This is a genomic window from Synechocystis sp. CACIAM 05, from assembly GCF_010222815.1.
In the GTDB taxonomy this organism is placed as follows: Bacteria; Cyanobacteriota; Cyanobacteriia; order Cyanobacteriales; family Microcystaceae; genus Synechocystis.
The window spans coordinates 3,197,835-3,224,446 of record NZ_CP019225.1; the positions used below are offsets into that span (position 1 = coordinate 3,197,835).

The 26,612-nt window shown below is 47.9% G+C and carries 20 protein-coding genes and 1 tRNA gene; 12 read left to right on the forward strand and 9 right to left on the reverse strand.

Annotated features, from left to right (window positions below):
- Positions 1–167: 167 nt before the first annotated feature.
- Positions 168–2,093 carry a GTPase family protein gene (locus BWK47_RS15080; RefSeq protein WP_237269679.1) on the forward strand — a complete coding sequence of 642 codons (1,926 nt, stop codon included), beginning with the start codon at positions 168–170 and terminating at the stop codon, positions 2,091–2,093.
- On the opposite strand, the gene BWK47_RS15085 is transcribed toward BWK47_RS15080, so the two are convergent.
- Together BWK47_RS15085 and BWK47_RS15090 are read right to left on the reverse strand one after the other, a co-directional pair.
- Positions 2,085–3,608, reverse strand: coding sequence for a sensor histidine kinase (locus BWK47_RS15085; RefSeq protein ID WP_162329281.1), 1,524 nt, complete (start codon positions 3,606–3,608; stop codon positions 2,085–2,087). The genes BWK47_RS15080 and BWK47_RS15085 overlap by 9 nt on opposite strands.
- A 400-nt stretch (positions 3,609–4,008) precedes the next feature.
- Positions 4,009–5,181, reverse strand: a complete 1,173-nt coding sequence (locus tag BWK47_RS15090) for an RNA-guided endonuclease InsQ/TnpB family protein (protein ID WP_162329282.1) — start codon at positions 5,179–5,181, stop codon at positions 4,009–4,011.
- 53 nt (positions 5,182–5,234) lie between these two features.
- Between BWK47_RS15090 and BWK47_RS15095 the strand changes: the two genes are divergently transcribed.
- Positions 5,235–6,146 (forward strand): SWIM zinc finger family protein, encoded by a 912-nt coding sequence (locus BWK47_RS15095; RefSeq protein WP_237269680.1) that lies wholly within the window; start codon positions 5,235–5,237, stop codon positions 6,144–6,146.
- Positions 6,147–6,180: 34 nt separating this feature from the next.
- On the opposite strand, the gene BWK47_RS15100 is transcribed toward BWK47_RS15095, so the two are convergent.
- A tRNA-Leu gene (locus BWK47_RS15100) sits at positions 6,181–6,266 on the reverse strand.
- 87 nt (positions 6,267–6,353) lie between these two features.
- Positions 6,354–7,061, reverse strand: coding sequence for a hypothetical protein (locus tag BWK47_RS15105; protein ID WP_162329283.1), 708 nt, complete (start codon positions 7,059–7,061; stop codon positions 6,354–6,356).
- A 193-nt stretch (positions 7,062–7,254) separates the two neighbouring features.
- On the opposite strand from BWK47_RS15105, the gene BWK47_RS15110 reads away from it, so the two are divergent.
- Positions 7,255–8,682, forward strand: coding sequence for a DUF3370 domain-containing protein (locus BWK47_RS15110; RefSeq protein WP_162329284.1), 1,428 nt, complete (start codon positions 7,255–7,257; stop codon positions 8,680–8,682).
- Here BWK47_RS15110 and BWK47_RS15115 read toward each other — a convergent pair.
- The gene (locus BWK47_RS15115; protein ID WP_010874129.1) at positions 8,675–9,427 is read right to left on the reverse strand and encodes a response regulator transcription factor; all 753 of its coding nucleotides are present in this window, start codon (positions 9,425–9,427) and stop codon (positions 8,675–8,677) included. The genes BWK47_RS15110 and BWK47_RS15115 overlap by 8 nt on opposite strands.
- A 329-nt stretch (positions 9,428–9,756) precedes the next feature.
- Positions 9,757–10,563: an inositol monophosphatase family protein gene (locus tag BWK47_RS15120; RefSeq protein WP_162329285.1), complete on the reverse strand. Its 807-nt coding sequence runs from the start codon at positions 10,561–10,563 to the stop codon at positions 9,757–9,759.
- Between the two features lie 75 nt (positions 10,564–10,638).
- On the opposite strand from BWK47_RS15120, the gene BWK47_RS15125 reads away from it, so the two are divergent.
- Complete coding sequence (locus BWK47_RS15125; RefSeq protein WP_162329286.1) at positions 10,639–11,424, forward strand: hypothetical protein; 786 nt, start codon at positions 10,639–10,641, stop codon at positions 11,422–11,424.
- Positions 11,425–11,488: 64 nt separating this feature from the next.
- On the opposite strand, the gene BWK47_RS15130 is transcribed toward BWK47_RS15125, so the two are convergent.
- On the reverse strand, positions 11,489–12,277 hold the full coding sequence (locus tag BWK47_RS15130; RefSeq protein ID WP_162329287.1) for a Crp/Fnr family transcriptional regulator: 789 nt from the start codon (positions 12,275–12,277) through the stop codon (positions 11,489–11,491).
- Positions 12,278–12,454: 177 nt separating this feature from the next.
- Positions 12,455–15,967, reverse strand: a complete 3,513-nt coding sequence (locus BWK47_RS15135) for a DNA methyltransferase (protein WP_162329288.1) — start codon at positions 15,965–15,967, stop codon at positions 12,455–12,457.
- A 296-nt stretch (positions 15,968–16,263) separates the two neighbouring features.
- Here BWK47_RS15135 and BWK47_RS15140 point away from each other — a divergent pair, with 296 nt between their 5' ends.
- From BWK47_RS15140 to apcB, 8 genes are all read left to right on the forward strand, one after another.
- Entirely contained in the window at positions 16,264–17,331 is a 1,068-nt protein-coding gene (locus tag BWK47_RS15140) for a sulfate ABC transporter substrate-binding protein (RefSeq protein WP_162329289.1), read from the forward strand.
- Positions 17,332–17,364: 33 nt separating this feature from the next.
- A complete protein-coding gene (locus tag BWK47_RS15145) occupies positions 17,365–17,658 on the forward strand; it encodes an NIL domain-containing protein (protein WP_162329290.1) in 294 nt (97 codons plus the stop codon).
- 1 nt (position 17,659) lies between these two features.
- The gene (gene cysT, locus BWK47_RS15150; RefSeq protein WP_162329291.1) at positions 17,660–18,520 is read left to right on the forward strand and encodes a sulfate ABC transporter permease subunit CysT; all 861 of its coding nucleotides are present in this window, start codon (positions 17,660–17,662) and stop codon (positions 18,518–18,520) included.
- The gene (gene cysW, locus BWK47_RS15155) at positions 18,507–19,337 is read left to right on the forward strand and encodes a sulfate ABC transporter permease subunit CysW (RefSeq protein ID WP_162329292.1); all 831 of its coding nucleotides are present in this window, start codon (positions 18,507–18,509) and stop codon (positions 19,335–19,337) included. The genes cysT and cysW overlap by 14 nt, the downstream gene beginning before the upstream one ends.
- Before the next feature lie 191 nt (positions 19,338–19,528).
- Positions 19,529–20,596, forward strand: coding sequence for a sulfate/molybdate ABC transporter ATP-binding protein (locus BWK47_RS15160; RefSeq protein WP_162329293.1), 1,068 nt, complete (start codon positions 19,529–19,531; stop codon positions 20,594–20,596).
- A 185-nt stretch (positions 20,597–20,781) separates the two neighbouring features.
- A complete protein-coding gene (locus BWK47_RS15165; RefSeq protein ID WP_162329294.1) occupies positions 20,782–21,309 on the forward strand; it encodes a type II secretion system protein GspG in 528 nt (175 codons plus the stop codon).
- Positions 21,310–21,450: 141 nt separating this feature from the next.
- Complete coding sequence (locus BWK47_RS15170) at positions 21,451–22,650, forward strand: chromate transporter (protein WP_162329295.1); 1,200 nt, start codon at positions 21,451–21,453, stop codon at positions 22,648–22,650.
- A gap of 191 nt (positions 22,651–22,841) precedes the next feature.
- Positions 22,842–23,351 carry an allophycocyanin subunit beta gene (gene apcB, locus BWK47_RS15175; RefSeq protein WP_162329296.1) on the forward strand — a complete coding sequence of 170 codons (510 nt, stop codon included), beginning with the start codon at positions 22,842–22,844 and terminating at the stop codon, positions 23,349–23,351.
- A 117-nt stretch (positions 23,352–23,468) separates the two neighbouring features.
- Here apcB and BWK47_RS15180 read toward each other — a convergent pair whose 3' ends face one another.
- Positions 23,469–26,588: a DEAD/DEAH box helicase gene (locus tag BWK47_RS15180; protein ID WP_162329297.1), complete on the reverse strand. Its 3,120-nt coding sequence runs from the start codon at positions 26,586–26,588 to the stop codon at positions 23,469–23,471.
- Positions 26,589–26,612 lie beyond the last annotated feature (24 nt).

Genomic DNA, 26,612 nt, shown 5'->3' on the forward strand with positions numbered 1-26,612 from the left:
TGAAGAAGAAGAAAAAAAGTTGGTTTGCAAGTATATCTAGAGATAAATCCTGGTAGGGGGAAGATCGTTAATCAGCTTTCCAGGCAGCCGAAATCCAACCTTCCATTCTATCATGGTATCCCTGTTGAAACTTTGTCCCTGGGCCCATACCATGGGGACAATGTTTTTTGTTGGGAGCCCCCATGGCGATCGCCAATTCCCGTCTTCGTCCCTGGCAGGTGGGTATTTTAATTTTGCCCATTGCCGGGGTAATAAGCTTTTTGCTGGTGGCGGCCAGTTGGCAAATTAATGCTTGGCATTTGAACTGGATTTGGGCGGTGGTGGTGCTAATTTTCCTGGGCTGGCGTTGGTTGCTGGTGCGGTGGACCGCTCCCTTAGCAGCTCCCAATGGGCAAACATCTTTCCCTACCATTTCCCTGGGGGAGGCCACGGCGGACGTTAACGTTGGGAAAATTGAGCAGGCGTTAAACGAGATTCTCCAGGCTTCCCGTCAAGATGTGCCAGCGTGGCAGGATTGGCCCCTATTTTGGCAGAGATGTCAGCAGGTGGTGACGGTAGTGGCCCAGACCTATTACCCAGAAGTGAAATATCCCCTACTCAACATCTACGTACCGGATGCCTATGGTTTAATCCGGGGCACAGTGGATGATATGGACCGCTGGGTCGCCAACCTTTCCCCCACCCTCAACCAAGTTTCACTAGCTCAGGTGTATCAATCCTACGAAGTTTATCAAAAGCTGGAACCATCCCTAAGGAAAATTTGGCAGGTCTGGTATTGGGGGCAATGGGTGCTCAATCCGGTGGCGGCGGCGGCTCGGTTAGCTAGTCAGCAAAGCAATCAGCAGGCGACTCAGCAATTGTTGGTTAATTTGAGTCAACAGTTACGGGAAGCAACCCTGCGTACCCTCTGTCGCCAGGCGATCGCCTTGTACAATCCGGCCAGTGGTAATTTGCCGGACAATTTTGGCAGTGGGGGAAACTCCATCCCAGGGCTAGTTAAGGCTAAAAGCCAGACTTTGCAGAATATTTTGGCCCAGGGGCAATCCCCCCAGGAAGTGGAGCAACAGCCGGTCAATGTTTTATTGGTAGGGCGCACTGGGGCGGGGAAAAGTAGCTTGATTAATGCCCTTTTTCAAACCAATTTGGCGGTGACGGATTTACTGCCCAGCACCACGGAAATTACCAAGTATGAATGGCGCACCAGGGATGGAGAAATGCTCATGCTTTGGGACAGTCCTGGTTATGAGCAGGGGCAACGGAAGGATTTGCGGCAACTGGTGTTGGACTATGCCCAACGGGCCGACGTAATTTTATTGCTCAATCCCGCTTTAGATCCGGCTTTGCAGATGGATGCGGACTTTGTGCGGGATCTCCAAACCCTGGGGGGCGATCGCCCTTTAATTCTCTTGGTAACCCAGGTGGACCGACTGCGCCCTGTGCGACAATGGCAACCCCCCTACAATTGGCGATCGGGGGAACAAGCCAAAGAAAAATCCATCCGGGAAGCGGTGCAGTATCGGGTAGAGCAATTAGGGCAGTATTGTGAACAAGTTTTACCCGTTGTGAGTGGGGATGAAGCGGTGGGGCGATCGCCTTGGGGCCTAGAAGAACTTTCCGTCGCCCTAGTAACTGTGGTTAGCCCGGCCCAACAACAAAGGCTAGCCCGCTTTTTACGCAATCTGGAGGCCCGTTCCCTGGCCGCGGCCCAAATTATTGACCGTTATGCTCTGCAAATGACCACTACCCAAGGGGTGACGGCCTTGTTAAAAAGTCCCGTGTTGCAATTTGTTTCTAGCTTGACCACTGGCTCTCCGGCCCTAGCATACCTACTAGCAGAGCAAATTCCCATTGAGCAATTGCCCCTAGTGTTGGGGAAGCTCCAATTGGCCTATGACCTATTTAATTTGTTAGCGGCGGATAAAGACGATACTAGTTTTGATCTACTCACCCTCTGGCCCCTATTGCTGGACAATCCGGTGTCCCCCGATCGCAATGCCTGGGCTTTTGGCCATGCCCTGTTGGAATATTGGACGCAAAATTTGACGGTGGAGCAGTTGGGAGTCAGATTTCGCCATTATTGTGAACTAGGCTGATTGGTTGATTAACGGTGAAAGATTGGGCTGACTATGGTTGATATTGGCTTGGGGCGACATTCTAGGCCATTGCACCCAGTAACGGTAACCCCGCTGGGCATTCCCCTGCAGAGCAATCTGCCCCTGATGACTTTTGATGAAGTAAAAACTGAGGGTTAAAGCCAAAATTTGTCGGCAATGGTGACCCTGACTTTCTTGGTTATGGCCCTGAAGTTTCAGAGCTAAGTACTCCAAGGTCAACTGGATATTTACTTCTGCTTGGTTGGCTTCCCCTTCTGTGAGTAAATCCTGTAGGAGCACATGGGGCAAACCCTGGCCCTGGGGAGAATCAACCCAAACAGTTAAGTGCAAATAGTCTTGGTCAGCGGAGGTGTGGATGTGTAACGTGCCATCTGTTACCCCCTCATCCAACAAACTAAGCAATAGGTAATATATTCCCTGTCTGACCTTAACTTTGTCTAGGGGCCAATATTTCAGCCCCGATTCTAGGGAAAGTTTGAGGGCAAGCCGTTGTTGACCGAGTACGGCGGCCATTTTATCCTGCCAATACTCCCCCAGTAGGGCCAAATTGACATTGACAATTTGTAAGCCCTGGCGAACGGGTTTAATCTGCTCCAGTTCAATAATTTCCTCAATGGCTTGGTTAACCCGTTGGCCACTCTGGTGAATAATTTCTAGATACTGTTTTTGTTTGTCATTCAGCTTGCCAAAAACCCCATCCCTCAAAACACTGGCCATACCGATCACGGCTGTGAGGTCCCGCTGGGTAAGGATTAGGTAATGGGGCACCAATTGCAGTTTGACTGCCTCTGGAGAATGGGCCGATCGCCCTGATGTCTGTGGTTTATTCAAGTTGTTACCGTTGGCAGAAAAAGCACTATTCCCTCCCACGGCGATCGGATTTAACCCAACTTTATTAAAATTACGGTCAGGTTGCCCCTGGTTCGCACCCAGAAAAGCTTGGTGTTCAATTTCCCCCATGCACCAACGGGCAGTCATATTCATTAGGGCCACATCTGATTCCGTAAAATCATGGGGAGAAAAATCTAGCACCGCCAAGGCTCCGAGACACACACCATCCCTGGTTAGCAGGGGAGTGCCCAGGTAAGACCTAATACCATAACGCTGGTACAATTCCCCCTCAGCAAAAAATGGTTCCGCCAGGGCATCGGTAACCACTAGTGGCATGGCACTATCCACCACCAGGGTACAGTAAGCATCGTTGCGACTAATCCGCCGGGAAACCACATTAGGGTTACCCACACCCAATCTATAGATACCTACTGCAGATACAATACTTATTTCATCTTCCACCATCAAACCTACTAAACAAATAGGTAGTCCCAGATTCCTAGCTAAGGTTTGGGTGGCCTCCTCGAAAAAAGTGCTGTTTCTATTGGTTAACAAACCTAATTCCAACAGTTTATTTTGCCTCTGTGCATCTTTTTCTCGCTTCGATAAGCCGTCAAGGGCACAACTCAAGCCGAGACTGTAACCCTGTTGATTGTTGAGCATATTAAGACCTTCGTACCTAGTCTGTCTTTAGAACTTATTTTCTACATCTATAATGCTCTGTCTACAGAGGGATGACAATCCCCCCAGTAAAACTTTAGGAAAAATTTTAGGTAGGCTAGGACAAGACAACCGGGGATAAATCTTAAATCTATAGCAAAAAGTGAGTTATTTGGGACACTTTCAATTTTAAAACGCTTATTCCGAGAAGGTTTCAGTGACTCTTGGTTCTAACCGTCTCGATCTTTGCTATGGGAACCGTTATAGGGTAGTTGGGGAAAAATCCCCATTAATCACAGTATCAATTACGGTGGCGAATTTGGTGGGAAACCTATGGCCATAGGGAGTAGAATTGCTAAATTTGACATCCTCCGCCTCCCTGAAGGGAGGGGATTCCTAAGACTCACGACTTAGGTTTCTGCTTCATAGCACCTGCCTTCACAGACTTACTCTGTTCGGGTCTTACGGTCGCTCCACAGACTGACACCGCCAGCCCGGCGGCCAAAACATTCTGACTGGCATTGATATCTCTATCGTGGTGAGTGCCACAACTTGGACATTGCCAATCTCGAATATTGAGGGGCATCTTATCGATGATATGCCCACAGGAACTACAACGCTGGGAGGAAGGAAACCAACGGTCAATTTTGACTAAATTCCTACCATACCAACGACATTTGTAATCTAATTGGCGTACAAACTCCCCCCATCCACTGTCACTAATGGAGAGGGCAAGCTTATGGTTTTTGACCATATTTTTGACAGCTAAAGTCTCAACGGCGATGGTTTGGTTTTCACGCACCAGTTGAGTGGTCAATTTATGGAGAAAATCTTTCCGGGAATCAGTAATTTTAAGGTGAATCTTGGCAACCTTGCGGCGTGCCTTTTCCCTATTCTTAGACCCTTTCTGCTTACGAGCAAGACGTTTTTGAGCCAACTGTAAACGAGGGTGATGTTTTTTGAATTGCTTAGGATTTGCAACCTTATCACTATTACTGGTGGCAATTAAGCTGGTAACCCCCAAGTCAAGACCCACTGCATTATTGTTAGCGGGTAAAGGCTTGATTGTTGGATCGTCAAACTGAATGGAAATATGCCAACGCCCCGATGGGTGCAACTTCACAGTAACCGAAGATGGTTCACATCCTTGGGGAATTTGCCTTGACCAACGAACATCTAATGGTTCTTGACATTTGGCCAGGTAAATTTGACCATTTCGATATTTGAATGCTGATTTGGTAAATTCTGCACTGCCCCCATGGTGCTTCTTTTTGAAGTTGGGGTACTTGGCACGACCATCAAAGAAGTTAGTGAATGCCTTCTGAAGATGGCGTAAACCTTGTTGCAACGGGACACAACTAACTTCATTGAGAAAAGCAAGTTCTTCCTCTCGTTTCCATGCTGTCAACATGGAAGATGTTTCGTTGTATCCAATTCTCTCCTGCCGTTCGTACCATCCTTGAGTGCGTTCATGCAAAGCCTTGTTATAAACCAAGCGAACACAACCCAATGTGCGGCGCAAGAGATTTTCTTGTTCCAGTGTGGGGTAAAACCTGTAGGAGTGGGCCTTTTCCATGCCTAACATTATAGCATCTTGTTTGTGATACTTTCCTTAGTGTTAGAATCCAAATGCAAAGCCGTCCTGAAGGACGGGGTTTCACACCCATTTTTCTGATGATGGAAGCCAAGATCGAACAACGGCAATGGTGGGTGGATCGATGGTTAGAGCTATTAGATTCTTACCGATTTAAAAAGCGCCTCGAGCGGGCGAGGAATTATGCCAGGGAGGGCAATGTCCTTAGTTTGCAGTTTGTTGAGAGTAAGCTAACTGCCCTGGTGCAGGGCACAGAGGTGGACCCCTATCAAGTCACCCTGGGGTTGGATTGCTTCAGCGATGAGGATTGGCATTATGTGGTGGCAACCCTAGCCCAACAGGCCCTATACGCAGCCCAGTTACTCGGTGGAGCCATGCCCCCCAGCATTGAACAGGTATTTGTGCAAAATGGTTTAAATTTGTTCCCCTTCACTTTGGGGGAGGTGCATTCCCACTGTAGCTGTCCAGACAAAGCCAATCCCTGCAAGCATATCGGTGCGGTGTACTATCAGTTGGCAGACCATTTTCAGGAAGATCCGTTTGTAATTTTTCGTTTGCGGGGTCGGAGCCGGAGTGAGTTGCTAGAGCAGTTGAGTTGTTATCGACACCTTAGCTCAGCCCAGTTGGCTACCTATGATCCAGATCTTTGGGCTGACTCTATGGCGATCGCCATTGATGTGGAGGAAGGGGCAACAATTGCCAAGCCCCAAAAAGAAACCAAAGCAGAGCAACAGCAAGCTATCAAAGAATTTTGGCAGTATGGGGGGGAATTGGTGCCGGAATTAACGGCGATCGCCCCACCGGACAACCCACTGCAACAGATTGAACGCCTAGGAGATCTACCTTTGAATTACGAAGTGGCCAGGGAAATTAAACAGGCATTAACGCAAATCTATCAGGCCGCCAGCCAAGCCGCCCTGGGACAGATAGTGGGGACCAGCGAATAGCTACCCTAAACCTGAGAAAAAAAGAAAGTTTCAATGGGGGTGGAGAGACTCGAACTCTCACGAGCTTATAAGGCTCAACGGATTTTAAATCCGCAGCGTCTACCATTCCGCCACACCCCCAACAATTGGGGTTCACCGATTCCTCGGCGATTAAGCATCATACCACAGAAAGTTTCCCCCACCAGTTTGGCAAGATTTCCAGTCGAGCTAGCGTTGCTGGGGTTGCCACTCCAGATAAACTCCAAAGCGACTTTCCCGGTAGGCGGGGGAATTTTGCCGTTGTACATCTGTGGCAATGCGCCATTGGGGAGTCAACGCATAGCCCACGGAAAGGGTGCTAACGCCCACTTCTGCTGTGCCCCCAGGAGCAACAAAATTTTGGCTAAAACTAATGTCCGCTGCTCCGGTGTGGGAAAGGGCCAAGACCACTTTGCCCCCCACATTAAACCCCTCACTGTGGTAATCATTTTGGGCGATCGCCCGGTAACCAAGCAGAGGAGTGACATTGACGTACCAACCCAGGGGTAAGAGATAGTATTGCAGATTCGCCCCGCCCCCCTGTTGTCCAGCAAAATTAGTGTAGTAGTCACCACTCACACTCAAAGGAGATTCGCCAATAAATAGGTCTTCCACGCCGATCGCCGCGCCACTGGATTGGTCATCGTCGGGAAAATAGTTATAACCCAAGCGCACCCTCGTTAAAAAAGCTGGATCATTGTTGTTTTGCTCAAATAAATCGGGGGTTTCCTCCCACCACCGTTGCAAAGTGGGACTACTTTCCACCATGGCAGGCTCCAAATCCAACGGGTTTCCCCCCGGTTCCTGGGCCCCTACACTCCCTACACTGGCGATCGCCGAAAAGATAACCAAGCTAGAAGGTAACAAACTCAGCCAACCACGAAAAATCACAGTCATAAACCCTCTATCAACGGTTTTAACCCCAGAATCCGGTCACTGACCCCTGGGGAAGGCAAAAATTCTCTACCCACAAAGTCAAATAGTCCGAGACGGCAACTTGACAAGACAAGTTCCAAATAGCACTCTAAGTAGAAGCTAATTTCCTTATGACTCCCAACAGCCTGTCAAATTCTATTTCAGCGGACAAACTATGATCCCACTGCTTTCCCCCATGATGTTGGCTCAAATCGTCACCGCCCCCATCCAGCCGATCGAAGCAGATTATATTGTGCAGCCGCAGGAAATAAGACCTTTGCCGGGGCAACTTGACCAAATACCCGTTTTTAACAGCAACAGTCCAGAAGTAGTAGAAGGGGAAGGAATTTTACTTTCCACCTTTCCCGCAGACCGTAAATACTACCCCAACGCCCACCTCAACAAAGCCCTCAACGGTCGCTTTGACTTTTTCTCCCATCACATCGCCCGGCCAAGGGATTCCCGCACCCTTTACCAAGGAGTGTTAATGGGTAATCCCACCGACAGAACCATCACTGTCCGCATTCTCCAGGGTGGCAGTTACCTCACCGGCCCCGATGCCCCCTTTATTAACCTGGCCCCCACCGTAGAAGATCCCCACGGACAATTCTTTTCCGGCCCTGGTTCTAAATTAATGAGTCAATTACTGCGGGGCAACACCCAAGCTGGCTTCCCCAGTCAAGTGATTATTCCCCCGGGGCAAACCAGATTGTTATTTTCCCTGGCCATCAATCGCAGCAGTGCCCGTTCCACTTACCTCCGACTCCAGAGCAATGGCCCTATTTACATGGCCAATCTGGCTATGTACGCTGTGCCAGAATACACCCCGGTGGTAGATACTGCCAGCGCCGGCGCTAATCTGCCTACCCCCAAAGTGACCTATCGCCCCCCTACGTTGGACAATTGGCAAGCAATGCTATATCGGGGTTATTTGGCCTACCCTAGAGACTTGGCCCCCACTCCCCCAGACCAAATCCGGCCCGGAGCACCCAGAACCCCCATTTATGGAAGGGTAGCCGGCATTTCCCAAGGGGCTTCTTGGCAAGCCACCCTGGTGGATAACTCCAAGGCTCAATTCCTCAGTATTCCCCAACGGGGCAGAGCTTTTTCCTATCCCCTCAGTACTGTCAGTGTGGGTACCTATGCCACCCAACAGGTACAGAGTGCCCCTATGCTGGCCCGCTATCCTGATACCGCTTACCTCGCCCATGGCAACTACGGCGTTCATTACCAGTTGAAACTGCCCCTCAAAAATGTGACCAATAATAGACAAAGCGTTTCCCTGACCCTGCAAACCCCGATCAAACAGGATCAATATAACGATCGCCTATTCTTTATGCGCCAACCCAGCGGGCAGATATTTTTCCGGGGCACCGTCAGGGTTAGTTATGTGGATGGAGACAACCAATCCCAGGAGCGCTTTTTTCACCTCACCCAACGGCGGGGAGAAATGAGCAATCCCCTCATTACTTTGAATATGCAACCGGGGGAACAACGGGAAGTGACGGTGGATTTGATGTATCCCCCCGATGCTACTCCTCCCCAGGTGTTGACAGTCAAAACAGAGGAGCTTTATTACGGCAGTTTTTCTTCCCCTAGGTAAGTACAGAGACTCCGGCGGGGGAAAGGGTAACAGGTTTCTCCGCCACAACTTTCTTCTCTTCCAAAATGGAGGAGTTAAAACGGTAGCCTACATTTCGCACAGTCTGAATTAGACTGGGTTGCCTGGGGTCTGTCTCAATTTTTTTCCGGAGGGAAAGGACGTGGGTGTCGATGGTGCGGGGATTGTCGATCGCCTCGGGCCAGGCCCGGCGGAGTAGCTCTGTGCGGCTGAGGGCACTACCTTCCGCTTGGGTCAGCACGTAGAGCAAACTAAATTCCTGGGGGGTGAGGTCGACAAAATTGCCCTGATATTCCACTCGACGCTGTACCAAATCAATTTTTAGTACTCCATAATCCAACAACAAAGGGGCGGCCACAGTGCGGACCCGTCGAATTAGACATTCTATGCGGGCTAAAAATTCCTGCATGCCAAAGGGCTTGGTTAGATAATCATCAGCCCCAGCCTTTAACCCATGGACAATGTCTTTTTCTGTGTCCTTGGCGGAAAGAATAAAAATCATTGACTGGTGCTGTTGATATAACCAACGGCAAAGCTCAATGCCATCCCCATCAGTAAGGTCAGAATCAATCACGGCCAGGGTGGGCAATTGATTATTAAATGCCTGGCGGGCTTGGTGGAAACCGCTACATTGTTGGACAAGGTAGCCGCTCTGCTGGAGGTGCCAGCTCAATAGAGAGCGGAGATGGGGGTTACCCTCTACGACTGATATGTAGACTGGATTCACCGATCTAGACCCCTGACTGAAAGTTCCCTGTTAATCTAACAAAGTCAATGTCAAGGCTTTGTAACAACAGTTACCTGCATGGGGGGGCAAATCTTCAAAAAATATAAAGAATTTGCTCGCCATAATGTTAATTGTTCGTACCATTTCCGTCGCTCAACGGTTAACTTTTGTCAGACCAATGGGCCATGAAAAAATTTGAGAATCCCCTAGTAAGGTTTTGGTGTAGAGCACAAATTTACCCAATCAAGCTCCCTCAATACCAGGAGACTTTGATGTTCGCCCCAAATCTAGGGAGTCTGGGTCCTTTAAAAATCTATTCCGGGTCATCTTCACTGCGCTGCTAAGACTAGGGGTTTGAATTGTTCCATTAGTTCCCTCCGACTGGCGGTGATGCAAGGATAGGGGCGATCGCCATAATTTTCTCCTGGGGTGAGGGGAAACAATGGTTCGGGGCGGAGGCAGAGAAATTCCCCCCCGGCGGCCAACAAAATCGGCCAGGCTCCAGCAATGTCCCAAATTTTTGGTGTTTTTTCCGTTCCCCCGAGGGCAGCCCCTAGGGCCACCAGGGCCAGATTGTAACTACTAACCCCAATGAGCCTCAATTTACAGGGAAAGGGATTGGTTAAAATTCCGGCGCTACGGGCACAAAGATTAAACAAATGATTTTGACTAGGCTCGGCGTCACTAACCTGGATTGGTTCCCCATTCAGAAAGGCCCCCTGGGGCCCGGTTAACCCAGAATTTTCTAGCCAATAGCCCCAAAAGGATTGTTGCAGCAGGGGAAAATGGAGAAAACCAAACACTGGTGTGCCCCGGTAGAGTAGGCCAAGGGAAATGCCCCAGATGGGAATGCCCCTGGCGAAATTGGTGGTGCCATCAATGGGATCGACAATCCAACACCAGTCATTAGCAGGAAAAATGTGGGCGGTTTCCTCCGTCAGCACTCCATGGTCGGGAAATTGGACGGCAATACGTTGGCGCAATTCCTGGTCAGACCATTGATCGGCGGCGGTGACCAAACTGCCGTCGGCTTTGCGTTGGGCAGGGATTCTGGCGGATTGGGCCACCAACTCTGTGGCGATCGCCTTGGTGGTGGACTGACAAAAGCTCAAAACCTCTGGCCAAAAAGTCTCCATGTCGAATCTTGATATAGTAAATAGGCTGCCTGACAAGGGCAATATGGCCATCATCACACATCGCAGGAATTTGCTGTGACCCAGGTTTGGTTTCCCTCCAAAAAATCGGCTACGTCGGTGAAATCAACCGGTCAGTTTTTGCCCCTTTCCCCCAAGGAAATTACAGCCCTGGCCCTTCGTTTGACTGAGTATCGCTGGCTATACCGTTGGGGCCCCTGGAGTGGGGGGGCTTTTTTGGTGACTATGCTCTGGGCAACGGAATGGCGACTGATGCTTGCCACGGGCCTGGGGGTAGGTAGTATGCGGTTGGTCTATTGGCTTTTGACCCATCACCAGGAACTCCAAGCCAAACAGTGGCACCAGTTTTTTTCTGGACCCCAGGGTCGATTGACCATTGCCGGCGGTGGAGGTGGTTTAACTGCGGTTGGTACCTATATGGCCACCATGGTGTGGTCGGAAGTGGAAAATCCTTGGTTGGCCACGGGGATTATTTTGCAGGGTTTGGGCTCTTTGGCCACGGTGGGGCTTTTGCTCTGGCAACGACGAAAAGTGACTGCTCCCAAATTACTCACTGCCCCAGTTTCCGATTTTGACCGTTGTTTGCATTACCTGGCCCATGGCGATCGCCTGCAGAAATTAATTACCCTGCGTCAGTTACAACAATGGCAAAATCAGCCCAGCCCAGACTATCCGAACCCGAGAGAACTAGCCCTATACCTCCAAGCTTTTTTAGACATTGAACAGGACCCAGCCCTACAACGGGTAGCGTTTCATTTGCTCCAGCAGTGCGGACAATCTCCCATCCGCCAAGAACCTTTATCCATTCCCCAACGACAAAAACAACGGCAAGCGATTGAATGATGCGGCTCCCACCGGTTGAGTTGTGCGGGTAGCAATTTAGCCATTACTGTTAACTTCTTAGTCCTTATTTCAAAGGCCACCAGTTAACCTTTTCCCGGGTGGCACTGTACACTTCCTTGAGTCCTTCCGGGGCCAGAATTTGAATTAGATCTTCCTTTTCCCCCTTGGGAATGGCAATCAGATGGTGTTTTTGCATACCCTTCAGCACCTGCTCCACCGTTCTTTGATTGAGCTGGCAAGCCCTGGCGATCATATCAATGGGCAAATCAAAAATATAATTCCCCTGGCGATCAGGTTGGTTGCCCAGTTCTCTTTCTTGATAAATCAACGCCCGCAGTAAACTCGCCACCGCTTGGGGGGGATAGGTGCTGCAATTGAGCAGATGATATTCAAATTTTTGTTGTAATTCAAATAGAAAACGATACCGTTCCCGAAAAATTTCGCTATTTTCATAAATTTCCTGAACGGTGGCCAGGGGGACTTTGATTACATGGCTAGTCTTGTAGGATTCCACCAGACAGGGAAAGGATTTGGTGGCTAAGCCATAGCTAAAGGGGAGGTTGCGCAGGCCAAAACAACTGCCAGCGTAGTGGATGGCAATAATCCGGTCCAGGGGAGTGCTCCGGGTGATGACAATGCCCTCATCCAACATGACGTAAAGACTATCTAAATCCTGGTCAGGCAAAAAAGCAGTGTACAGGGGGCGATTGGAAAACAGCTTTTCAATTTTGACCTGGTCTTGGGCAAGCAATTCCCCGAGCCACTGGGCATCCAGACCCCGAAAGAGATAATTCGTTTCAATCAGCTTGGTAATTGGCTCAGAGGAGGAGGACACGGATTGTCTTTTTGCCATAACTCAAGGGAAATTTACACCGCCCCGATCATCGCACAAAGCTAACCCCCATTGTTTCGTGTCAGATTGCGATTGCAATACATTTATGGGTAATTTGTATTTCATTGAAGACCGCACTAATGGGAAAATGGTTGACTAACTATCTGATGAATTGAGCGATAAAAAAACTAAGAATTTCTAGGCAATATTCTGTAATTCGGCGGCATAATAGCGTTTACTATCCGTTTCAGTATGGCTTAAAATTACGCCCAAATCTTCAAGGATTTCCAGGCAGTTTTCAATGGCTCCAGCTTTAGTTTTGCCCTTAAATTGGGCCGCAATTTGCTCTATTGTCCATTCACCACCTTGGGTGCGTAATAAGTCACGAATAATTGCTAATTGTTCCTTGAGTTTGGCTGGAAATTTTTGTTGTTCCAGTGCTGTAATCACTCTTGTGGTTTCTGCTTCTACTCCCACGCCTTCGATAACAGCCTGGGTGCTGACTTGATCTGGGGCTTGATATTCAGGCCGGAGCCAACGAATCAGGCCATTGCGTTCTTCTTCGGCCCGATCGCCATTTAAGTCAACTAATCTTTGTAAAATGCTTTGTTCGAGTTGTTCTTTGATTTCAGTATTGTTAGGTTCGGTTTGGGTTTGTTGCCACAGGGGTATGAGGTCGTCCCAGCCGTAGGCTCGAAAAACGGCTTGATCGAGATCATCATGGATTTGTTTTAAAGTTGAAACTAGGGCTTTATTATTAAATTCTCTATCTTTATCAGTAAAAGGTTCGCCCCGCCGCATTTTTTCGAGGCAATTGTACATGGAGGTAATGGTCACATCAGGATGATTTACTTGCACCTGTTTGCGATGGCTATCTAATCTTTCTCCCAATTCTCGAATTTCTTGTTTTAGTTCTTCCGATGGATCGGGAAATGGAAATTTGCCAAAACAATCACTATGATTATAATTTGGTCTGTCCTCTAAAAAAGCGCCCGTTTTTAATGACCATACAACATGAATACTGGATGAGAGAATTCCTAAAAAATAACTATCATCTAATCCAATAGTTACTAGTTTTGCATCAGGAATAATATCACTATCTAAAAATACAAAAACTCTGTGTTTTGCTGTTCTACAAGTCACAATAAACCTTCTAATATTTTGGACGGCTTTCCTTGTAGTAACGACGGGCTCACCAAAGATCCACCACTTTTCTCTGTAAGACTTTCTATTATTTAGTTCTCTCTCAGGTTTTACTCTCTCCAGTACCCATTGATAAATTTGTGGGAATTTATTTTTTACTTGCATTTCTGATAAGCCGAATAAATCTATTACCATCACATCTCTGGGGATATTAGTTATATCTTTGCCGTTTCTATATCTGCGAATATATTTGCCGATTTCTAGATTTTTTTCTACCCCCAAACTTTTTGCCTCTGAAGAGTTAACAATAAATCCAGATCCAATTAATTGAACTCCACGATTACAAATTGTCTCGTTAGCTTTTAGGTACTGAGTAGAAATAACATCAACACCAATGCTTAAATCAGCAAAAATTTTTCCTTTAGACTGATTGAATTTTAAGCTTGTCTCTCCCGTTTTATTCGTTAAATCTTTCGACAATGAATTTAAGTTTCCTCTATGAAGTCCTGGAATTACAACTGTCATTGAAATTCTTACATCTGCACCATTTAATGAATCATGCCAAGGATGATCGGGAATTGCAAAAATAATAGAGATCGTATTTTTTGATGTCAAAAATGATTCAATTACTTTTCTATTAAAAGTTTGTCGAATGCTATTTGTTGTAATAAATCCAAAGGATTTTATGCTTCTTTGGCTTGCCAATAATGCGGATTTATACCACCAGTAAATCACAAAATCAATTGACTCAGGGAGATTTTTATAAGTTTTTCTTAGTTGATTTGCATAGCCATCCCCCAAATATTCCCGCATTCTGGCATTCCCTAAAAATGGAGGATTGGAAACAATATAATCAGCCTCTGGCCAAACCGCTTCCCTGGGATTGATATACTCCAAAATCTCCACTTGATCGCTAGGATCTGGAACCTGTTCCCCCGTTACAGCATGGGTCATCATCCGACCGCCCCAACGGGTTCGCACCTTGCCAGTTTTCGGATCAATGGCAGGTTTTGTGCCGTCATATTCCAACACCGCATCCCGACATTCAATATTGTTATATTCCCGCAGAACCGGCTCCACCGGAGGTAAATTACCAAATAATCGGAAATGCCACTGTAAATAACCAATCCAAATGACTAAATCGGCAATTTCCGCCGCTCTAGGATTAATTTCGATGCCCAAAAATTGGGAAGGATTAACCTGGGCAAAATCTAAACTAAGCTGGGAAGATCCCATCACTGTGCCCAAACGATTAAAAACCTCTAGTTCCAGGGTTTTGAGCAAATCCATGGTCACATAAAGAAAATTACCCGAACCACAGGCCGGGTCTAACACCCGAATTTTTTGTAATTCAGCTAAAAAATCCCTGAGAATTTGGGCCGCATCATTGCGTTTTTTGGTTTTAGTGGCAATGGACTTAGCCGATTCCTCCTCCTCCAAAAGCGTTTCCACTTCCCCTTGAATCAATTGCCATTTTTCCTGTAGCGGCTCAATAATCACCGGCCGCACCAACCTTTCGACGTAAGCCCTGGGGGTGTAATGGGCTCCCAACTTGCTCCGTTCCTTTTTCTCCAAAGCCCGTTCCAATAACGTCCCGAAAATGGCTGGCTCCACACTGCGCCAATCCCGCTTAGCTGCCGTTAAGAGAATAGCAAGCTGATCCTTGGTCAAATCAAATGCCTTCGGATGGGCAAAAAGTCCCCCATTAAACCGCAACAATTGCCCATGGAAACCAAAACTGGTGCCATCATTCATAGCTTGCCAAAGGGCTTCCACCTGGGGCTTAAAATCTTTTGGATTCACTAGCCAACGATTGGTCAAAGCCTCCGTAAATAACTGTTCCTTTAATAGCCCCACATCCTCCGCAAACATCGTAAAAATACAACGCATCAAAAATTGAGCCACTTCCTGGGGGGTTGCCACCTGTTCCAAAGTTTTCGCCAACTCAGCCAAATCCGCCGCCACTTCCCTAGTTACCTTCGCCGCAATCTTTTCTGGATTTAACGACTGGGGATCGGTGAAAATTTTGTAGAAATATTCCTTAATTTCCGGCTTGACTAAATCCTTAAAGGCAATTTTTTGCACACTGTCATAGGTACCGTAATTACCATTGGCACTGAGCCAAGATTCACTAAAATCCTGCCAGACCCGAAAATGATCGCCAATGTCACAGGTAATTAAAAATGGTGGCTTTGGTTCCACAAATCGAGCATATTTCAAAGCTTGCCCAAAGGCCTTTTTCATTTCCTTACGATAGGTGGCCGTTCCCCGTTTACCAGTGCCTTTATTACTGCTATCACTACCCTGCTTTGCCTCCAGGACAAAACAACCTTCTTTGTAAAAGTCGATATAGTTCGTTGTGACTGCGCCACTGGGGGAAATAATTTTCACATCCCGATCAAAGCAATAACTACTATTTCCCCTACCCTTGGGTGGTGACAACTCTACCCCTAAAAATTGACAAAAATCATTTAAAAACGATTGGTAATTAGCCCGCTCATTGCCCTCTGAATTTTCCCACTTTTGCAGAAAATCTTGATGGGATAACTGGTTAACCTTACTTGCCATGGCGGTTAAAACTAGCGACAACTTAGTTACAAATTCAGAGCATTTGCTTTATTAGTATATCATCCCGCTGGTGGAAGACTAGATGGAAGTTCCCATCCACCTGAGCCAAATTTGGCTTTAACTACTGCCCCTGACCAATGGTTGGGGGTCTTTTTTGTCCACAGCGGATTTTAGCCGGAGCAACATCTGGGTTCTGATTGCCCTCAAATAAAAAATGAATTGTAATTGTTTTTCATTTCGTGTATGCTACCCTTGCGTTACGATTCAGTTCTGTTTTGCAGTCAAGGAAATTTGTTATGGCTCGATCCTTTTTTTCGCTAGGCAGTGCGGCGATCGCCGTTTTGATGGTGGGCAGTATCACCGCTTGCAACAACACCCCCACCGCCACCACCGAGCCGGGGCAAGGGGAAACCGCCACTAAAGATCCGGCGAGTTTAACCCTCGTCAGCTATGCCGTTACCAGAGATGCCTTTGAAAAAATCATTCCTAAATTCACCGAAGAATGGAAAAGCAAAACCGGTCAAGATGTCATCTTTGAGCAAAGCTACGGCGGTTCCGGCAGTCAAACTAGGGCCGTGGTGGATGGTCTAGAAGCGGATATTGTGGCCTTAGCCCTCAGTTCCGACGTGCAAAAAATTGAAAGTGCGGGGCTGATTCAACCGGGGTGGGAGCAGGAAGCCCCCAACGGATCGATTGTGACTAACTCCGTCATCGCCTTTGTGACTAGAGCATCGGACAACATCAAAGTGGAAAAATGGTCAGATTTGGCTAACCCTGAAGTGAAAGTTATTACCGCTAACCCCAAGACCTCCGGGGGAGCCCGCTGGAATTTCCTCGGCATTTGGGGTTCGGTGACCAAAACCGGAGGCACAGAAGAGCAAGCCTTTGACTTTGCTGGCAAGGTTTTAGCCAATGCACCAGTATTGCCAAAAGATGCTCGGGAGTCCACCGACGTTTTCTATAAACAGGGTCAAGGCAACGTTTTGCTTAATTATGAAAACGAAGTCCTGTTAGCTAAGCAAAAAGGGGAAAATCAGCCCTATGTTATTCCCCAGGATTTCAATGTTTCCATTAGCGGGCCTGTGGCTGTTGTGGATACCACCGTGGACAAAAAAGGAACCAGAGAAGTAGCCGATGCCTTTGTGCAATATTTGTTCACCCCAGAAGCCCAACAAATTTTTGCCGAAACAGGATTCCGCCCTGTAAATGAAGACATTTTAGCTAAGTTTGCTAGCCAATATCCCAAGGTTGAAAATTTAGCCACTATTGAAGAGTTCGGCGGTTGGAAAAAAGCCCAAGCAGAATTCTTTGATGAAGGGGGTATTTTTGACAAAGTTATTACCAAAATTGGTAAGCAACAATAATTCTAAGTAGTTTTGATTGAGGCTAATTAACCCATGCAAGCACCAACTTTCTCCCACCTCCATACCGAGAGTTCCCAACGAACTACAGAGGTAACTCTTTATCTCACTATTCCAGAAAGCTATCGCCAAGAACCAATTGTAACCCAACTGGTGAGCCGTTATCGACTACAGGTAAATATCCTAGCGGCAACTTTGGGTTCTAACGGTGGTCAGGGTCAATTTAAATTAACTTTAATTGGCCATGCCCAAGCAATTAATGACGCCCTAGCTTATCTAGAGGAATTGCAAGTCACCATAGTTTTAGACCAGGAGTCTGACGGTTGGTAATATGACCACAAATCTGAGTTTATCCCCCCTTCCCAAAAAGCTTTCTAAGTTTAATTTTTGGCAATCTATTTCTGTGCCCTGGGTAGTAACAATTATTTATCTGTTACTAATTCTGGTGTTACCCATTGCGGCTCTCTTAGTTAAATCCGCTTCCTTAGGCTTGGAAGGATTTTGGCAAATTGCCACCACTCCCATCGCCATTTCCACCTACAATGTCACCTTTCTCACAGCCTTGGCGGCAGGCCTCGTCAATGGTTTAATGGGGACTTTAGTGGCATGGGTGCTAGTGCGATATGAGTTTCCGGGCAAAAAAATCGTTGATGCCGTAGTGGATTTGCCCTTTGCTTTGCCCACCTCCGTGGCTGGTTTAGTACTGGCAACTTTATACAGTCAAACGGGCTGGGTGGGTCGTTTTTTTGCTCCATTTGGCGTTCAAATTGCTTTCAGCCGTGCGGGGGTATTTGTGGCTATGGTTTTCATTTCCCTACCCTTTATTGTGCGGACTTTACAGCCGGTTTTACAAGAATTGGAAGAGGAAGCAGAGGAAGCAGCCTGGTCTTTGGGGGCAACGGAATTTCAAACCTTTTGGCGGGTGATTTTTCCTCCTTTAATTCCACCGATTTTAACAGGCATTGCTTTGGGATTTTCCAGGGCAGTGGGGGAATATGGCTCCGTAGTTTTAATTGCTTCTAATATTCCCTTTAAGGATTTGATTGCTCCGGTGCTAGTGTTTGAGCGATTGGAACAATATGATTATTCGGGGGCAACGGTAATTGGGGCGGTGCTGTTATTTGTTTCCCTAATCCTACTGCTGATTATTAACCTACTGCAACAATGGGGTCGCCGCTATGCTAACGATTAATTTGCCGAAAACTTTTAGAGTTAAAAATCTACTCATTGCCCTGGCTTTATTTTATCTAGTTTTAGTTTTGTTACTACCGGCGATCGCCGTTTTCTATGAAGCCTTTCACAAAGGGGCTGAGCCATTTATCCAAGCTATGGGCGATCGAAATTTTCAGTCCGCTTTGCAATTGACCGTTGTGATGGCGCTGATTTCTGTCCCTTTGAACACCGTGTTTGGTCTCTGTGCCGCTTGGGTTTTAGCCCGTAATCAATTTCCCGGTCGAGCTTTATTTTTAAGCGTTTTGGATTTACCTTTCTCCATTTCTCCAGTGGTAGCAGGTTTAATGATTGTTCTCCTCTACGGCAAGGATGGTTGGATCGGTAGCTGGTTTGCTAGCTGGGATATTCAGATTATTTTTTCTATTCCCGGCATGGCGATCGCCACTATTTTTGTAACCTTACCCTTTGTAGCTAGGGAAGTAATTCCTGTACTGGAAGAATTAGGACCAGAACAGGAGGAAGCCGCCCGCACTTTGGGAGCTAAAGATTGGCAAATTTTTTGGCGAGTGACCTTGCCTAATATCCGCTGGGGCTTACTTTATGGGGTTCTGTTAACCAATGCTCGGGCCATGGGGGAATTTGGCGCAGTGGCGGTGGTTTCCGGTAGTATTCTGGGCAAAACCAGTACCTTGCCTATTTTTGTAGAGCAAGAATACAAAAACTATCAAACGGAGGCGGCCTTTGGAGCAGCGGTGGTGCTGGCTCTGCTGGCTGTGGTCACCCTAGTGCTAAAGGAAATTTTAGAGCGACACACAGGGCAACACAAAGCTGTTTAACACAGGCTCTTAAAGCGTGTTTGACAAGACCCCCTGCCCCCCCAAGTTTGGGAGGAAACTAAATCAAAGTCCCCCAACATTGCCGGAGCTTTAGTGAGGAGATTTAGGGGGCAAAATCAGACAGACTCTTAGACAAACCTATTTTTTTGTCTTACCACCTAACTCGTTTATATTTATTTGAGGAAATTTTAATGAGTATTATCATTAACAATGTTTCTAAACAATTCGGCGATTTTACTGCTTTAAAAGATATTAATCTAGAAGTTCCCGATGGTAAGTTAGTGGCTCTATTGGGCCCTTCCGGTTCTGGAAAATCAACTTTGCTCAGGGCGATCGCCGGATTGGAGGAGCCAGACCAAGGGCAAATTATTATTAATGGTAAGGATGCCACCCATGTGGACATTCGCAAGCGCAACATTGGGTTTGTTTTTCAACATTACGCCCTATTTAAACATTTAACTATTCGGCAAAATATTGCTTTTGGTTTGGAAATTCGCAAGCATCCCCCGGACAAAACTAAAGAAAGGGTGGAGGAATTGCTTTCCCTGATTCAATTGGAAGGTTTGGGTAATCGTTATCCGTCCCAACTCTCTGGAGGGCAACGGCAACGGGTGGCTTTAGCCAGAGCCTTAGCAGTACAGCCCCAGGTTTTATTACTAGATGAACCCTTTGGGGCCCTGGATGCCAAAGTGCGGAAAGAATTGCGAGCTTGGTTACGGAAATTACACGATGAAGTGCACCTTACCAGCGTTTTTGTTACCCATGACCAAGAAGAAGCCATGGAAGTAGCGGACGAAATTGTGGTAATGAGTAATGGTCAAATTGAACAAGTTGGTACAGCAGAAGAAATTTATGAACATCCCGCCAGTCCCTTTGTGATGAGTTTCATTGGCGAAGTTAACGTTTTGCCCCGTAATGCTTCCCTCTTTAACTACCACGCTTTTGAACCCCACTCCAGCAATAACGGTCATCAAGAGCCGGTTTTTGTCCGACCCCATGATTTTGAATTGTTAACGGAAGCGGACCATGCCAGCGTAGCGGGGACTATCAAAAGAGTCATTCATCTAGGTTCAGAAATACAGGTGGAAGTATTGCTAATGGATAACACCGCTGTGCTTGCTTACCTAAACCGGGAACAAGGGCAACAGCTTAACCCTAAAGTTGGAAAAAAGGTATTTATTAAGCCCCGGGTTGCTAAAGTTTTTGCTGGAGCTTCTTCCGCCGCTTCTACCCATTTTATCTATGGTACAGGTATTTAAACCATTTTAAGCTGGATTTATAAGCTCTAATGCCCTGGGGAGTGACTGAACGGAAATGAAAAAATAATCTTCTTCCTATTCTATTCCTTCTGATTGAGTAACCAGGACTTTTGGGTACGCTTTCGATTAGAAGTGTGAGGAAAGAGGTTTGCTTTCCCCCTGTTTAGTAATCCATCCCTAGAGCCGTGAACTCATCTAAGACCACATTCAGAGGTCATAATGTTTTTTTGCTCCGCCATGCCCTAGCATGCTCGACGGGATTCACCTTGCTGGAAATATTAGTTGTTGTGATCGTTATTGGTATTCTAGGGGCGATCGCCGTGCCGAACTTGCTGGCCCAAGTAGACAAGGCTAGGTACTCGGAAGCGAAAACCCAGATGAGCTGTATGGCCAAGGAATTAACGGTGTATCGCTATGAACATGGCACTTTTCCCCCGGATGTGAACCGTAATATTAAACCAGCAGGAATTGAGTGCTTTTACACCCGACAGAGTGGCCAGGTTCCCTTTGATTCCCAATACGATTACGATCGCCACGGTTCCCAGTGTTACGCCCATATTTCTTTCTTTGGCAAGGACGGAGAAAGGGATGCCCCCACTGCCGGTTCCGCAGCGTATCCTAATCCTGGACTTTACGATCACAGTGAAACGAACCCCAACTCCGATGACTGGATTTATAGTCTTGGTTTAAATCCGGGAGGCATAGGATGTTAACTCAGTCTTCATAGCTGTGCCATCACAAAGCCTGGGGCTAGTTAGTGTTAGCAATTAAAATTTTCTCTGTTTGCCAATTGTCCATGGGTTAGCGATTACCTTAGGGCAAAACTTTGTTGTAGTTTCCGTTGGTTATTGATCGTGAGTAATGAAGCCCCGATGGAAACCATCCCGGTGAACTATGGAACTTTAACGCCTCCGCAAAAACGGCAACGATTGCAGGAGTTAGCCTATTTATTTTTGCGGTTAGGATTGTTTTCCTTTGGCGGCCCTGCGGCCCACACCGCCATGATGGAAGAAGAAGTGGTGCGGCGACAACAGTGGCTCAGCCACGAAAAATTTTTAGATTTGATTGGGGTGACCAATTTAATCCCCGGGCCTAATTCCACTGAGTTAGCCATTCACCTGGGCTATGAGCGGGGCAAATGGGCAGGTTTGATCATTGGCGGAGTTGCCTTTATTTTGCCGGCCATGGTGGTGGTCTGGTTATTGGCGATCGCCTATGTTCATTACCAGTCAGTGCCAGCAGTGGGCCATATGCTCTATGGCATCCAGCCCATGATCATTCCCCTAATTGGCCAAGCTTTATGGAAATTGGGTCGGAAAGCGCTAAAAAATCCTCTCACCATTGGGGCGGCGGTGTTGGTCATGGTGGGTACGGCCTGGGGAAAGCCGGAAATTTTACTGTTGCTGCTAGCGGGTTTAGCCTTGGTGTTGATCCAAATTGGGCGGGGACGTTTCCAGTCTTTACCGCTGATTTTTTTACCCCTAGGTCAAATCGCTCCAGCCCCGGCGTTACCAGTAACAACCATCAACCCTTGGTCCGTGTTTGGCATTTTTCTGAAAATTGGTTGCCTGCTCTATGGCGGTGGTTACGTACTGTTTGCTTTTTTGCAAGCTGACCTAGTGGATCGTTTGGGGTGGCTGACTTCCCAGCAATTATTGGATGCGATCGCCATTGGCCAAATTACCCCTGGGCCATTATTCACTACGGCAACTTTTATTGGTTATTTACTGGCGGGCAATCCTGGGGCGATCGCCGCTACGGTGGGCATCTTTTTGCCATCTTTTTTGCTGGTGGCCCTGGTCAATCCCTGGGTTAGTGCCCTGCAAAAATCCTTAATTTTCCGAGCTTTTCTCGATGGCGTTAATGCCGGCGCTTGGGGTTTAATGGTGGCCACCACCGTTGTTTTAGCCCGTTCCGCCCTCATTGATCCCTTGACCATCTGCCTAGCGGTGCTGGGGGCGATCGCCCTGGGACGATTTTCCATCAGTTCCCATTGGTTAGTGGTCTTTGGTGCCCTGGTGGGCCTAGTTGGCCAAAGCTGGTCAATGGGTTAATGGCCTAGCCATGAATTTAACCGAGAAAATAATGCAAAAACTTAAGCCCCTGACGGCCCAAGTATGTAGTTTTATTGCAGGGGTAAGGGCTCCCTTGACTTGCGTTCACTCGGAAATAATGATAGGTAGGAGAACTAAAATGGCTTGCCCAAGCCCCTTAACTATAAACTGCCGTTGGGAGAACCTTTTAAATGCGAGACGCGGTTACCACTTTAATAAAAAACTATGATTTGACCGGTCGTTATCTAGACCGGAACGCCATGGACGAGCTCAAAGCTTATTTTGAGTCCGGTTCGGCTAGGATTGCCGCCGCTGCCATGATTAATGCTAATTCAGCCACTATCGTCAAACGGGCCGCCGCCCAACTGTTTGAAGAAATTCCTGAGCTAATCCGCCCCAGTGGTAATGCCTACACCACCCGTCGTTTTTCCGCTTGTTTGCGGGATATGGACTATTACCTGCGCTATGCCAGCTATGCTCTGATTGCCGCAGATAACAACGTGCTCGATGAGCGGGTTCTGCAGGGCCTGCGGGAAACCTACAACTCCCTGGGCGTGCCCATTGGGCCCACGGTGCGGGGCATTCAAATCATGAAGGAAATGATTGAAGCCATGGCGGAAGATTCCAACCTCAGCACTGCTGACTTCATTGCTTCCCCCTTTGACCATATGACCAGGGAACTGAGCGAGCTTTCTGTGTAGCAATTTTTCTAAGCAGGGAAATTGCTTTAGCAAAATAAATAACTCAACCTCAAGCCAAATGGAGGCCCACAGTAGGAAATCAATTTTCCCTACTGTATTTTTTTGCGCTTTTATCAATCAATCGGACGCTTCGGCTTGGTAATCCACCGGGGTGGCGGAGAGGGTAAGCAACTGCCGCAGTTTATCGGTGTCCAAACGGGTGAGCCAATTTTCCCCGGCATCCACGGTTTGTTCGGCCAATTGTTGTTTGTCGGCCATCATGGCGTTAATTTTTTCTTCCAAGGTGCCTGTACAGACAAATTTGTGCACCTGGACGTTGCGGGTTTGGCCGATGCGAAAAGCGCGGTCGGTAGCCTGATTTTCCACCGCCGGATTCCACCATCGGTCCACATGGAACACATGGTTAGCCCTGGTGAGGTTCAGCCCTGTACCTCCGGCCTTGAGGGAAAGGATAAATAAATAGGGACTGTTGGGGTCCTGTTGGAAGCGTTCCACCAGAGCTTGCCGTTGCTCTGCTGGAGTGCCCCCGTGGAGATAGAGCACCTCTTGGTTAAAGTATTTTTCCAGATAGGGTTTGAGCAAATGACCCCAACTGGCAAATTGGGTGAAAATTAACGCCCGATCGCCTTCGCTGATGATTTCTTCGAGCATTTCCGCCAGACGAATTAGCTTCCCGGACTGGTGCCCGTGGGTGATGGCGGGATTTTTCAGCAATAGATCGGGGTGGTTACAAACCTGTTTGAGTTTGGTCAATAAGGTTAAGACTAAGCCGTGGCGTTGGATGCCTTCACTGTCGGCGATCGCCGTGAGGGATTCTTCCACCAATTGTTGATATAAACCAGCCTGCTCCTGGGAAAGGTCACAGAAGACGGTCATTTCCTGTTTTTCTGGTAAATCTTGAATGATGGTTTGGTCAGTTTTTAACCGCCGCAAAATAAACGGCCGCACCAAATTCTGCAAAATTAACAACGACTGGCGATCGCCAAATTTTTCGATGGGATTGGCAAAGCGCCGTTGGAAAAAACTCTGGTTACCCAGGAAGCCGGGATTTAAAAATTCCAAAATTGACCACAACTCCGTCAGACGATTTTCCACCGGAGTCCCCGTGAGGGCAATGCGAAAACCCGCTGGCAATTGCCGGGCCGCCTGGGACTGTTTAGCTTGGGGATTTTTAATATTTTGGGCTTCGTCCAGCACGATCCCTTGCCAATCCACCAATTTCAAACTGCTAAAGTCCCGTTGCAACAAAGCGTAACTGGTGAGGACAATCTGCTGGTCTTTGACCTGTTTAACCAATGGTTGCCCCTTTTTCCGGCGATCTCCATGGTGCAATACGGTTTTGAGTTGGGGCGCAAACTTATTAATTTCATGACCCCAATTACTCAGCACCGACGTAGGACAAACAATCAGCACCGGCTTAACTAACATATCCTCCGCGGTTAAATGGAGCAGAAAAGCCAGCAACTGGGGTGTTTTTCCCAAACCCATATCGTCTGCCAAACAGGCCCCCAGCCCCCACCGTTCCAGAAAAGCTAACCAGCCCACTCCCCTGGCTTGGTAGGGCCGTAAAGTACCCTGAAAACCAGGGGGGTCAGCAATGGCTTTCACTCCTTCCGGGTTACGGAGAGTCTCGATCAATTCCTGTAATATTCCCCTAGCGGCAAACTGGGTCACCGGCAGTTTAGAGACGGTTTGCAAATCCCCAATGCTGAGGCGCAGAGCATCTTCTACCGTTAGGGATGGGGCAGATTGTTGTTGCTGAAGAATAGCTTTAGCCGCCCGCACGTCTGCTGGTTGCAGGGTGATCCATTCCCCGTCTAACACTACGAGAGGGGATTTTTGGGCCAGTAACGCTTCAAAGTCCTTGGCCGTCAATAACCGGGCATTGTCCCCGCTCCCCATCATCAATTGCAGGTCATAGTTAATTAAACTTTGCAGAGTTAGCCGTTGGCCCCTTTGCCGTTGCACTTCCCCCACCACTTTTACCCCTAACCTTTTGGCAGTGCCGCCCCGTTCTAACCCCGGCGGGAGGATTACCCCCAGCCCCCGATCCCGCAACTGATGGGCGATCGCCAGGATAAATTCGTAGGCTTGGATGGCATCTAGTCCACAGCCCATGGGACACCGTTCCGTCAAACTTTCTGCAATGGGTTCGTAAATTTGCGCCGCCACCCCCAACCCCCGCAATAAACTTTCTGCCCCCTGATCAACCCTCCTTCCCTGCCACACCAGGCGATCGCCGGCCATGGCCCAGAGGGAAGCCGCCGGTAGCCAAAATTCCCCATCATCCAGGGCTTGTAAACCGTAATCCAGTCGCCAAGTTCCCCCCCCATCGTCCGCCGGAGGTTGTAAGCACAGAGTACCCCGCCATTGCCGTTGGGCTAAAGCTTGATTAGTTTTTTTGCCCAAATAATTCTGGACTGGTAAATACCAATGGTCTAAGGATGTGGCTAATCGTTGTAGGGCTTTGCCAGAACCGAGGGAGGTTTGCCCCCCATGGGTTAATCCCCGGAGCCAATCATTCAACCAGGCTTCTTTAACGTTGGCTAGGCTGGGACTGACGGCACCAATTTGGGCTTGCAATAATTTTTGTAGTAGGTCCACCACCAATGTTTGGGGTTGCTGGGAGTCAGTCAGGTTGGCCAAGGCACAGGCCGGAACTCTCTGGCTAAATTGGGCTAAATGGGTTTGGTCTTGGATGCTATCGAGGATGGGAATCCATTGGGCATAGTAATTACCGTCTTCCCCCCTTTGCTCCAGCCCCGGCACAAATTTTCCCCGCAGGACTAAATCTAAACACCAGCGGTGCAGTTGACCGTAAAAGTAAAATTCTGCCCCCAGATTGGTTAGGGGATTGCCCCCCAGGGGAATGGATTGGAGCAACGTTAACGTTTGGCTTGGGGTCAGATTCACCCCGGTTACCTGCCACGATCGCCAGTGGAGATATTTGGCATCCATGGCCACTGGATCTTGCCCGGTGACAAAGGGTAGGGGAATTTTTTGTAAACGATGGCTGGGTAAATGGAGAGTAATGTTTTCCTCCGTCACTCCATCCGCCTTGGGGAAAGCCAGGGGTAAACTCGACCAAGCCTGTAGTAAATCCGGCAGATTCAACGCAAAGGGATGGCGATCGCCGACGGTTTCCGGCAAATGATGACCCCAGGTATCTGCCCAAAGAAACAGTTTGCCGCCGTTTTCTCCGTGGGAAGGTTGCCAATTACCGTGGATAGTCGCCATAGGATCTAGTTTCTGGTCTGTCCC

What these genes read in the sequence shown, in the direction of transcription:
- BWK47_RS15085 (WP_162329281.1), bottom strand. Translation starts at nt 3,608, where the DNA reads ATGCTCAACAATCAACAGGGTTACAGTCTCGGCTTGAGTTGTGCCCTT.
- BWK47_RS15090 (WP_162329282.1), bottom strand. Translation starts at nt 5,181, where the DNA reads ATGGAAAAGGCCCACTCCTACAGGTTTTACCCCACACTGGAACAAGAA.
- BWK47_RS15095 (WP_237269680.1), top strand. Translation starts at nt 5,235, where the DNA reads ATGCAAAGCCGTCCTGAAGGACGGGGTTTCACACCCATTTTTCTGATG.
- BWK47_RS15105 (WP_162329283.1), bottom strand. Translation starts at nt 7,061, where the DNA reads ATGACTGTGATTTTTCGTGGTTGGCTGAGTTTGTTACCTTCTAGCTTG.
- BWK47_RS15110 (WP_162329284.1), top strand. Translation starts at nt 7,255, where the DNA reads ATGATCCCACTGCTTTCCCCCATGATGTTGGCTCAAATCGTCACCGCC.
- BWK47_RS15120 (WP_162329285.1), bottom strand. Translation starts at nt 10,563, where the DNA reads ATGGAGACTTTTTGGCCAGAGGTTTTGAGCTTTTGTCAGTCCACCACC.
- BWK47_RS15130 (WP_162329287.1), bottom strand. Translation starts at nt 12,277, where the DNA reads ATGGCAAAAAGACAATCCGTGTCCTCCTCCTCTGAGCCAATTACCAAG.
- BWK47_RS15135 (WP_162329288.1), bottom strand. Translation starts at nt 15,967, where the DNA reads ATGGCAAGTAAGGTTAACCAGTTATCCCATCAAGATTTTCTGCAAAAG.
- BWK47_RS15140 (WP_162329289.1), top strand. Translation starts at nt 16,264, where the DNA reads ATGGCTCGATCCTTTTTTTCGCTAGGCAGTGCGGCGATCGCCGTTTTG.
- BWK47_RS15145 (WP_162329290.1), top strand. Translation starts at nt 17,365, where the DNA reads ATGCAAGCACCAACTTTCTCCCACCTCCATACCGAGAGTTCCCAACGA.
- cysT (WP_162329291.1), top strand. Translation starts at nt 17,660, where the DNA reads ATGACCACAAATCTGAGTTTATCCCCCCTTCCCAAAAAGCTTTCTAAG.
- cysW (WP_162329292.1), top strand. Translation starts at nt 18,507, where the DNA reads ATGCTAACGATTAATTTGCCGAAAACTTTTAGAGTTAAAAATCTACTC.
- BWK47_RS15160 (WP_162329293.1), top strand. Translation starts at nt 19,529, where the DNA reads ATGAGTATTATCATTAACAATGTTTCTAAACAATTCGGCGATTTTACT.
- apcB (WP_162329296.1), top strand. Translation starts at nt 22,842, where the DNA reads ATGCGAGACGCGGTTACCACTTTAATAAAAAACTATGATTTGACCGGT.
- BWK47_RS15180 (WP_162329297.1), bottom strand. Translation starts at nt 26,588, where the DNA reads ATGGCGACTATCCACGGTAATTGGCAACCTTCCCACGGAGAAAACGGC.